The following is a 1062-nucleotide window of genomic DNA, read 5'->3' as shown; positions in this document are numbered from 1 at the left end:
TGTAAAATTTTTGCTCATGTGTTCACCTACTTCCGTCTAAATAAAAAACCACAAGCCTAAGCCTGTGGTTCTTCCGGATATTCTTCACCTGTAATATCCGTATATTGCTCTTTAGTAATACATTCTAACTCTACAAATCTTTTAACTTGTGCATTTGTGTAGCATCTTCTATCATAAAAATATTTAATATTGTCAAAACCTGGAAACATATTATTTTCCCCCTTTCATTTCTGCTATTTCTAATAGTATTTGAGCTTGTTGCTGTTCTAACTGTTTAATGCGTTTATCTTTTTCAGCAATGTCTAACATTGATTGGGCTAATTGTTTTTGTGTATCTCTTAATTGAAATGAGCTTTCTGCTATCTGCATTTGAGCACTAGCCATCATAATCTCAGAAGTTGATGGTTGCGGTAGTTCTTCTTTAGGAAGCGATTCCTCAAACTCTTCTTTAGTAGCTCCAATCCATTCATCGCCGTTGAAATAAAATGGACTATAAATCCCTTCAGGTGGTGCTACCTCAGTCCATGCCTCTTTAGGATAATCATATTCACCTTCATCATTAACAAAGGCTAAATAAGGTGTTCCATCATATAAAAATACTTGTTTAAACATTTATATCAACCTCCTATTCTACCCAACTGATTGTTCCATAAATATATTTTTTATCAGATTTTTCCCATTCATCTTTGTTAGCTACATACAACTTAACTGAACCGTCATTCTCTACAATTATACTTGTACCATTATGATCTAATGGTGCTCTGATAAATCCGACTTGAGGGCTCTTAGTGATATTAGCAGGCAATTGAGCTATATATTGTTCATGAGCAACGTTGCTAGCATTTACTCTTACAAATTTTTGTGTCATAGAACCAATTGTGATAACTCTATAAGAACAGCCGTAACCATTACGAGATTCACCATAACCATAATCAGTATTAGTTCGACCACCATTAATAATTGTGAATGGTATCCAACCAGTATCAGATTGATTATTTGTGATTTCTTTCCATTCTGACCAAGACAAATGACAATTTTTCATAAAAATTCTGTTTAAATTAA

The 1062-nt window shown here is 33.3% G+C and carries 2 protein-coding genes and 1 pseudogene; all 3 read right to left on the bottom strand.

The genetic code is table 11. From position 1 onward, the window contains the following. Positions 1 to 56 precede the first annotated feature (56 nt). Entirely contained in the window at positions 57 to 209 is a 153-nt protein-coding gene (locus tag HMPREF2846_RS13895; RefSeq protein ID WP_083309985.1) for an XkdX family protein, read from the bottom strand. Between the two features lies 1 nt (position 210). Beyond that, positions 211 to 612, bottom strand: a complete 402-nt coding sequence (locus HMPREF2846_RS07490; protein WP_070626357.1) for a hypothetical protein — start codon at positions 610 to 612, stop codon at positions 211 to 213. 13 nt (positions 613 to 625) lie between these two features. Then, positions 626 to 1062 (bottom strand): annotated as a pseudogene (locus HMPREF2846_RS07485) (hypothetical protein); the annotation flags it as partial.

Source organism: Staphylococcus sp. HMSC056G08, from assembly GCF_001812305.1.
GTDB lineage: Bacteria > Bacillota > Bacilli > Staphylococcales > Staphylococcaceae > Staphylococcus > Staphylococcus simulans.
Note: the sequence above shows the minus strand (reverse complement) of the source record. Positions and strands in the feature narration are given on the sequence as shown.

Excerpts from the sequence above, each read along its gene's own strand:
- HMPREF2846_RS13895 (WP_083309985.1), bottom strand. The coding sequence starts at position 209 with ATGTTTCCAGGTTTTGACAATATTAAATATTTTTATGATAGAAGATGC.
- HMPREF2846_RS07490 (WP_070626357.1), bottom strand. The coding sequence starts at position 612 with ATGTTTAAACAAGTATTTTTATATGATGGAACACCTTATTTAGCCTTT.